Consider the following 8530-nt stretch of genomic DNA (forward strand, 5'->3'; position numbering starts at 1 on the left):
GCCGCGCGCTCGGCCACAGCGGTGGCCCGGGCGCGCTGCTGGTGCGGGCGGCGGAGGAAGAGCGCGCGCTTTCGGCGGGCGCGCTGGACCATGCATCAGGTGATGGCCTGAAGGAGCGCGTCACCTCGCGGCTGTCGCGCATCGAGGCGGCAGCGTCCCGGCGCATGTCGCGCGGCACCGGCCTGCTCGCCACCATCGGCTCCACGGCGCCCTTCGTCGGCCTGTTCGGCACCGTCTGGGGCATCATGAACGCCTTCATCGGCATCTCGCAGGCGCAGACCACCAATCTTGCGGTGGTGGCGCCGGGCATCGCCGAAGCCCTGCTCGCCACGGCAATGGGTCTGGTGGCTGCGATCCCGGCGGTGGTGATCTACAATGTCTTCGCGCGATCGATAGCCGGCTACAGGCAGATCCTCGCCGACGCCTCGGCAGGCGTCGAGCGGCTGGTCAGCCGCGACCTCGATTTTCGCACGGTGCCGCCGGCAACCGCGTTGGCAGCGGAGTGAGCGGCCAATGGCGGCGCGGATTCGCGAGACGGCCGGCGACGATCTCGAGGAAAGCCACGAGATCAACGTCACCCCGTTCATAGACGTCATCCTGGTGCTTTTGATCATCTTCATGGTCGCGGCTCCGCTTGCGACCGTCGATGTCAATGTCGACTTGCCGGCATCGACGGCGTTGCCGGCGCCACGGCCCGAGACACCGCTGTTCCTGACGCTGAAAAGCGATCTTTCGCTGGCGATCGGCAATGAGGCTGTGCCGCGACCGAGCTTCGCCACCGTGCTCCACGGCCGCACCAAGGGCGACAAGCAGACGCGCATCTTCCTGCGCGCCGACAAGACGGTGGGCTATGGCGAGCTGATGGAGGTAATGAACCTGCTGCGCGCTGCGGGCTACCTCAAGATCGCGCTGGTCGGGCTGGAGACGGCGTCCGGCACCGGGGCTGCGGCCGCGGGCGCCACCTCCGCGCCGGCGACAAGCGGAAGCGCGGCGCAATGACGCAAGCGATCGCCGCCTTGTCCACCCAGCCACGCTTCGGCTTCCGCGAAGCCGGTCTGTGGGCAAGCGCGGCCACGGTTATTTTCGCCGCACATGTCGCGGTCGCTTATGCGGTGCAGAATCTGAGCTTTGCCGAGGTGCCGGACGGCGGCCCGCCGCCGGCGCTGGCTGTCGAAATGGCGCCGCTGCCGACGACGCCTGCCGTGCCGGAAGAGCTGGACACGGTCACGCCGGAGCCGCCCGATGCAATCGAGGAGGCGCCGGGGGTCAGCGAAGTGAAACCGGTGACCGATCCGGCGCCGGTCATGAAAAGGGTCGAGCCGGTCGCCGAGCCGCCGGTCGTTTCCGACAAGGCGGCGGAGGCCGAACCGGCGGAGACAGCAGCTGCGCTCAGCGAGCGGCCGCCGCTGGACGAGGTCGTGCCCGACCCTGTCGAGACGGTTACTCCCGACGTCGTCGTTCCACTGCCGCAGCCAAAGCCTGTCGAGGCGCAGCCGAAGGCAAGCCAGCCCGTCGAGGCGAGGAAAAAAGTGGAAAAGAAGCCGGTCGAAAAGCCGAACCAGAGGAAAAGGGCAAAGGCCGCGCCGCCAAAGGCCGTGACGATGGCCAGCATCGATGCCAACGCAGGCGCGAAGGCCGCCGCGCCGCAATCCTCCGAGTCGGTGTCGCGATCGAGCGTCAGCCCGTCGCGCTGGAATTCCAGCTTGGCGGCATGGATCAGGCGGAATACCCGGTATCCAAGCGCGGCGCGCTCCAGGCGCGTCGAGGGCACGCCTACTGTAACCTTCACGGTAGACGTCTCCGGCAGGGTGGTCTCTGCCCGGCTGGCGCAATCCTCGGGCGATCCGGATCTCGATCGCGCCGCGCTCGGCGTGTTGCAGGGCGCGTCGGTGCCGGCGCCGCCGGCCGAACTCGGCGCGCGCGTCACACGTACGGCGCCTTTCGTCTTCAGCCTGCGCGATTAGATGCCCCGCCGCGCCATGCAACTTTGAGGCTTGACTGGCGGGCGGTAGGGAATAGGGTAGCTGCGAACATATCGGCCTCGGTCGCCGGACGGCAAGAATGCCTCGTATGCCTCGCCTGTCGGCGGCGGCTGCGGGGCTTTTTCATTTTTGGGGCATTGCTTGAAACGGCGTATCGAGATCGGCGTCCTCTATTCGCGATCCGGCAGCTACCAGCTCGTCTCGGACGCGTGCCGTACGGGCGCGATGCGGGCGATCGCCGACATCAATGCCGACCGAAGCTGCGGGATCGAGCTGGTGCCGGTCGAACGCGATCCGCAAAGCAATGCCGACCGCTACGCCACGCTTTGCGAGGATATCTTCCGGACCAGCAGCGCCCGCCACGTGATCGGCTGCATTACCTCCTGGAGCCGCAAGGAGACGATCCCTGTGCTGGAGAAGGCCGGCGGCATGCTCTGGTATGCCTGCCCCTATGAGGGGTTCGAGGCCAACGAGCATGTCGTCTACATGCATGCCTGCCCGAACCAGCATCTGGTTCCGCTGATGGCTCATGTAGCGCCGCGTTTCGGCGCCAACGGCTTCCTGCTCGGCTCGAACTATATCTGGGGCTGGGAGATGAACCGCGTCGCGCGCGACCTGATCGCCGACGCTGCGGGCAAGGTGCTCGGCGAGCGCTACCTGCGCATCGGCGAAACCGACGTTTCGCGCCTGATCGATGAAATCCGCGCCACGCGGCCGAATTTCATCCTCAACAACCTCATCGGCACCTCGTCCTATGCCTTCCTGGCGGCATATCGCGACTTGGGACGCGAGAATGCGGCCTTCAAGGCCGACGCCTGCCCGGTCATATCCTGCAATCTCACCGAGGGCGAGTTGCCGGCGATCGGCGAAACGGGCAGGGGTCATTTGTCGGCCGGACCCTATTTCGCGCCGCGCCCGGCCGCCTTCGCCTCGTCCTTCGAGGCGTCCGCCTATGCATCGGTGCAAGTGATGGCGGACGTGCTATCCGGCGATCCCGACGCCGGCCCGGCGGCGTTCTCAAAAGCCTTCGCCGGGCGCCGCTTCACGACGCGCCTGGGGCCTATCGCCATCGATCCGCACACGCAGCATGCAACGCTGCCGGTGATCATCGGGCGCATCGCCGATGGATTTTTCGAGGTCGTCAGCCGCGAGGAAGAGGTGGCGCCCGATCCCTATTTGTCGCGTTACGACCCGGCGAACACCTTCGGCCGTCCGCGGCTCAGGGTGGTGTCGTGAGCCGGTCCGCGCGCATCCCCAATCTCGGCGGCGCGCGGGCTTTCGTGCTGCATCGCCCGCACGCGACGGTGCAGGCGATCACCAGGCAGCTGTCGGCGATCGGCCTTGAGGCGGTCGAATGCTGGCCGCAACTGCCGGCAGAGGCGCTTGCCGCGGATTTCGTCTTCTTCGACGCCGATCTCGGCTTCGACGAGCAGTTCCCGTGGCAGCCGGGCGAGGCGCCGATGCCCCTGGTGGCGCTGATCGGTTCGGAAGCGCCGGGCCGCATCGAATGGGCGCTGTCGCAAAAAGCCGACGCGCAATTGTTGAAACCGGTCGGCAATGCCGGCGTGTACAGCGCGCTGCTGATCGCCCGGCAAAGCTTCGAGGCGGGGAAACGGCTGGCCGACGAGATCGCGTCGCTGCGCCAGCGCGTCGGCGAGCGCCAGACCATCGTGCGCGCGGTCGCGGCGCTGTCGAAAGGCAGCGACGACGATCGCGCCTATGCGCAGTTGCGGTCGCTGGCGATGAGCTGGCAGATCAGCGTCGAGGAAGCGGCCCGGCGGATCGTGGCGATGACGGAAGATGAGGATGGCGGTGACCAATCCCATCGCGCCTGATCTCCCGGCGCCGGGCCAAATGCCGGTCAAGCCGCGCGCCGGCGTCTGGCGCCGGCTGCTCAAGCGGCCGCTGGCGCTGCTCGGACTATTCATCGTCGCCATCGTGCTTGCTGGCGCCATCCTGGCGCCGTGGCTGACCGGCTACGATCCGAACGAGCAGATGTTCGACGGACTGACGCTGGAAGGTTCGCCCTTGCCGCCGAACGCCAAGTTCTGGCTGGGTACCGACCTGCTCGGCCGCGACCTGTTGACCCGCATCCTGTTCGGCGCCCGCACCTCGCTGATCATCGGCATCGTCGCCAACGGCGTGGCGCTTCTGATCGGTACGCTGGTCGGCGTCACGGCCGGTTATTTCCGCGGCTGGATCGGCAGCGCGCTGATGCGCTTCACCGACCTGATGATGGCCTTCCCGGCACTGCTTCTCGCCATCTGCCTGGCGGCGGTGTTCGAGCCGAGCCTTTGGATCGTTGCCATGGTGATCGCGCTGGTCAACTGGGTGCAGACCGCCCGCGTCATCTACACCGAAACCTCGTCGCTGTCCGAGCGCGAGTTCATCGATGCCGAGCGCACGATAGGGGCGAGCGCGCCGCGCATCCTGTTGCGCCATATCCTGCCGCATCTGCTGCCGACCATCATCGTCTGGGGCACGCTCGGCATCTCGACCACGGTGCTGCTCGAAGCCACGCTCAGCTATCTCGGCATCGGCGTGCAGCCGCCGACGGCCTCCTGGGGCAACATCATCTTCGAGAACCAGACCTATTTCCAGGCGGCGCCCTGGCTGGTGTTCTTCCCCGGCGCCGCGATCCTGGCGCTTGCGCTTGCCTTCAACCTGATCGGCGACGCGCTGCGCGACATCCTCGACCCGACGCAGAGGGGGCGGACATGATCGCCTATCTCGGCCGACGTCTCATCCAGTCGCTGCTCATCCTGCTCGGCGTCTCGCTGATCACCTTCGCGCTGCTCTATCTGCTGCCGGCTGATCCAGTGCGCCAGATCGCCGGCCGCAGCGCGACGCCCGACACGGTTGAAAACATCCGCAGGCAGCTCGGCCTCGACCAGCCCTTCATCGTCCAGTACTGGCACTATCTCACAAGGCTGCTCAGCGGCGATCTCGGCCGCTCCTACATCCAGCGCTCGGAAGTCACCGAGCTCATCGTCTCGCGGCTGCCGGCGAGCCTGCTTCTGATGGTCGGCGCCATCCTGTGCGAGCTCGCGATCGGCCTTACCATGGGCCTGATCGCCGCCGTCAAGCGCGGCACCTCCACCGATCAGACCTTGATGGTCGCCTCCTTCGTCGGCGTCTCGGCGCCGCAATTCGTCGTCGGCCTGCTCCTGCTCTATGTCTTCGCCGTCCGGCTCGGCTGGTTCCCGATCGGCGGCTACGGCAGTTGGCGGCATCTTGTGCTGCCCTCGCTGACCATGGGCATACTCGGCGCCGGCTGGTATGCGCGCATGATGCGCTCGTCGATGATCGACGTTCTGCGCCAGGACTATATGCGCACCGCCCGCGCCAAGGGCCTGGCGCGCGGCGCCATCCTGTTCCGCCATGCGCTGCCCAACGCCATCCTGCCGGTGGTCGCCATGATCGGCATCGACATCGGCGTCTTCATGGGCGGCATCGTGGTGGTCGAAAGCGTCTTCGGCTGGCCCGGCATCGGCCAGCTCGCCTGGCAGGCCATCCAGCGCGTGGACATCCCGATCATCATGGGCGTCACCCTGGTCTCGGCCTTCGCCATCGTGCTCGGCAACCTGCTGGCCGACATCATCGCGCCCTTCATCGACCCCCGAATTAAACTCAGATGAACAAGGCAACAACCAGAGAAAGGGAACAGTGACATGAGACGATTTCTGGCATCCACCGTGGCGGCCTCGGCCCTTGCGCTGATGCTCGGCATGGCAAGCGCGCGCGCCGACGACGCGATCGACCCTAACGCCAAGCAGGGCGGCGCCATCACCATCACCTACAAGGACGATGTCGCGACGCTCGATCCGGCGATCGGCTACGACTGGCAGAACTGGTCGATGATCAAGAGCTTGTTCGATGGGCTCATGGACTATGAGCCCGGCACCACCAAGCTGAAGCCCGACCTTGCCGAAAGCTACGAGATCTCGCCGGACGGCAAGACCTTCACCTTCAAGCTGCGCCACGGCGTGAAGTTCCACAATGGCCGGGAGATGACGGCCGACGACGTCAAATACTCGCTCGACCGCGTCACCAATCCGAAGACGCAGAGCCCGGGCGCCGGCTTCTTCGGCTCGATCAAAGGCTATGACGAGGTCGCCGCCGGCAAAGCGAACAGCCTCTCCGGCGTCACCGCGGTCGATCCCTATACGATCAAGTTCGAGCTGACCCGTCCGGACGCCACTTTCCTGCATGTCATGGCGATCAACTTCTCGCATGTGGTGCCGAAGGAGGAGGTCGAGAAATACGGCGCCGACTTCGGCAAGCATCCGGTCGGCACCGGCGCCTTCAAGCTCGCCGAATGGACGCTCGGCCAGCGCATCGTCTTCGAGCGCAATCCCGACTACTGGCATAAGGGCCTGCCGCATCTCGACAAGATCACCTTCGAGATCGGCCAGGAGCCGATCGTGGCGCTGCTGCGCCTGCAGAAGGGCGAGATCGACGTGCCCGGCGACGGCATTCCGCCGGCCAAGTTCCAGGAGGTGATGAACGATCCGGAGCAGAAGGCCCGCGTCGTGGTGGGCGGGCAATTGCACACCGGCTACATCACCATGAACACCACCATGCCGCCCTTCGACAATGTGAAGGTGCGCCAGGCGGTCAACATGGCGATCAACAAGGACCGCATCGTTCAGATGATCAACAACCGCGCGGTGCCGGCCAACCAGCCGCTGCCGCCTTCGATGCCCGGTTACGACAAGGCATTCAAGGGCTATCCCTATGACGTCGCCAAGGCCAAGGCCCTGCTTGCCGAGGCCGGCCACCCCGATGGCTTCGAAACGCAGTTGTTCGCCATGAACACCGACCCCAATCCGCGTATCGCGCAGGCGATCCAGCAGGATCTGGCGGCCATCGGCATCAAGGCCAGCATCCAATCGCTCGCCCAGGCCAACGTGATTGCCGCCGGCGGCGACAAGTCCGGCGCGCCGATGATCTGGTCGGGCGGCATGGCCTGGATCGCCGATTTCCCGGATCCGTCCAACTTCTACGGACCGATCCTCGGCTGCGCCGGCGCGGTGCCGGGCGGCTGGAATTGGGCGTGGTACTGCAACAAGGATCTCGACGCCAAGGCGGCCGAAGCCGATTCGGTCGTCGATCCGGCAAAGTCCGCGGATCGCGAGAAGATGTGGAGCGCGATCTACGACAAGATCATGGAGGACGCACCCTGGGCGCCGGTCTTCAACGAGCAGCGCTTCACGCTGAAGTCGGCCCGCATGGGCGGCGCCGACAATCTCTATGTCGACCCGGTCCATATCCCGATCAACTACGACAATGTGTATGTGAAAGATGTGCAGTAACTGCGACTACACCATCCACGGGCGCCATCACCACTTCGGCTGGGACAATTCCTTTGCTCCGGCCGAGCGCGTGGCGCCTGGCTCGACGATCGAGTTCCAGTGCCTGGATTCCTCCGGCGGGCAGCTCAAGGCCGACAGCACCGTCGGCGATATCGCCAATCTCGATTTCGGCATGATCAACCCGGTGACCGGGCCGATCTTCGTCGAGGGCGCCGAGCCCGGCGACGCGCTGAAGGTGACGATCGAAATGTTCAAGCCGTCCGGCTTCGGCTGGACGGCGAACATTCCGGGCTTCGGTCTGCTTGCCGACGACTTCAAGGAGCCGGCACTCAACATCTGGAAATATGACCCTGGCTCGCTCGAGCCGGCGCTGTTCGGCAGACAAGGCCGCGTGCCGCTGAAGCCGTTTGCCGGCACGATCGGGAACGCGCCGGGCGAGATGGGCCACCATTCGGTGGTGCCGCCGCGGCGCGTCGGCGGCAACCTCGACATAAGGGACCTTGCTGCCGGCACCGTTCTCTATCTGCCGGTGGAAGTGGCAGGCGCGCTGTTTTCGGTCGGCGACACGCATGCCGCGCAGGGCGACGGCGAAGTGTGCGGCACTGCGATCGAGAGTCCGATGGACGTCGTGCTCAAGCTCGACCTGGTGAAGGACGCGCGGCTGAAGACGCCGCGCTTCACCACGCCGGGCCCGGTGACGCGGCATCTCGACGCCAAGGGTTATGAGGTGACGACCGGGATCGGGCCCGACCTGATGACCGGCGCCAAGCAGGCGGTCAGTCAGATGGTCGACCTGCTTGCCGGCCGATACAAGCTCGACCCGGTCGACGCCTATATGCTGGTCTCGGTCTGCGGCGATCTCAGGATCAGCGAGATCGTCGACATGCCGAACTGGGTGGTGTCGTTCTACTTCCCGCGCTGCGTGTTTGAATGAGAGGTCGGCGCCTCACCCCCGCCCCGCTGCTTCGCAGCGACCCTTCCCACAAGAGGGAGGGTAAAACGCCAGCGCCCTACCTCCCCCTCGTCGGGAGGTCGGACCAAAGGTCCGGGTGGGGGCCGGCGCTCCGACTTGCTCGGGGAGAGCAATGACGCAAAGCGTTCGCGAAGTTCCATCAGCGCTGGCCGGCGAGGCGGTGCTGGAAATCGCCGGCCTCAGCGTCAGCGTGCGCGGCGAGGATGGCGAGCGCGAGGTGGTATCCAGCCTGTCGCTGTCTCTCAAACGCGGCGAGACGC

The 8530-nt window shown here is 66.1% G+C and carries 9 protein-coding genes; all 9 read left to right on the top strand.

What is annotated here, in order from left to right:
• Positions 1-506 (top strand): tonB-system energizer ExbB (gene exbB / locus EOA32_RS29040; RefSeq protein WP_128373547.1); only part of this gene is annotated, 506 nt, incomplete at its 5' end.
• A 7-nt stretch (positions 507-513) separates the two neighbouring features.
• Entirely contained in the window at positions 514-999 is a 486-nt protein-coding gene (gene exbD / locus EOA32_RS29045; protein WP_128373548.1) for a TonB system transport protein ExbD, read from the top strand.
• On the top strand, positions 996-1964 hold the full coding sequence (locus EOA32_RS29050; RefSeq protein WP_128373549.1) for an energy transducer TonB: 969 nt from the start codon (positions 996-998) through the stop codon (positions 1962-1964). The genes exbD and EOA32_RS29050 overlap by 4 nt, the downstream gene beginning before the upstream one ends.
• 159 nt (positions 1965-2123) lie before the next feature.
• Positions 2124-3218, top strand: a complete 1095-nt coding sequence (locus tag EOA32_RS29055) for a transporter substrate-binding protein (RefSeq protein WP_128373550.1) — start codon at positions 2124-2126, stop codon at positions 3216-3218.
• The gene (locus EOA32_RS29060) at positions 3215-3817 is read left to right on the top strand and encodes an ANTAR domain-containing protein (RefSeq protein ID WP_128373551.1); all 603 of its coding nucleotides are present in this window, start codon (positions 3215-3217) and stop codon (positions 3815-3817) included. Before EOA32_RS29055 ends, EOA32_RS29060 begins: the two co-directional genes overlap by 4 nt.
• A gap of 19 nt (positions 3818-3836) precedes the next feature.
• Positions 3837-4703 (top strand): ABC transporter permease, encoded by an 867-nt coding sequence (locus EOA32_RS29065; protein ID WP_210214854.1) that lies wholly within the window; start codon positions 3837-3839, stop codon positions 4701-4703.
• Positions 4700-5620 carry an ABC transporter permease gene (locus EOA32_RS29070; RefSeq protein ID WP_066998214.1) on the top strand — a complete coding sequence of 307 codons (921 nt, stop codon included), beginning with the start codon at positions 4700-4702 and terminating at the stop codon, positions 5618-5620. The genes EOA32_RS29065 and EOA32_RS29070 overlap by 4 nt, the downstream gene beginning before the upstream one ends.
• A 33-nt stretch (positions 5621-5653) precedes the next feature.
• The gene (locus EOA32_RS29075) at positions 5654-7297 is read left to right on the top strand and encodes an ABC transporter substrate-binding protein (RefSeq protein ID WP_067323083.1); all 1644 of its coding nucleotides are present in this window, start codon (positions 5654-5656) and stop codon (positions 7295-7297) included.
• Positions 7287-8231, top strand: coding sequence for an acetamidase/formamidase family protein (locus tag EOA32_RS29080; RefSeq protein WP_128373553.1), 945 nt, complete (start codon positions 7287-7289; stop codon positions 8229-8231). Before EOA32_RS29075 ends, EOA32_RS29080 begins: the two co-directional genes overlap by 11 nt.
• Positions 8232-8530: the final 299 nt, after the last annotated feature.

It is taken from the genome of Mesorhizobium sp. M1A.F.Ca.ET.072.01.1.1, assembly GCF_004023325.1.
In the GTDB taxonomy this organism is placed as follows: Bacteria; Pseudomonadota; Alphaproteobacteria; order Rhizobiales; family Rhizobiaceae; genus Mesorhizobium.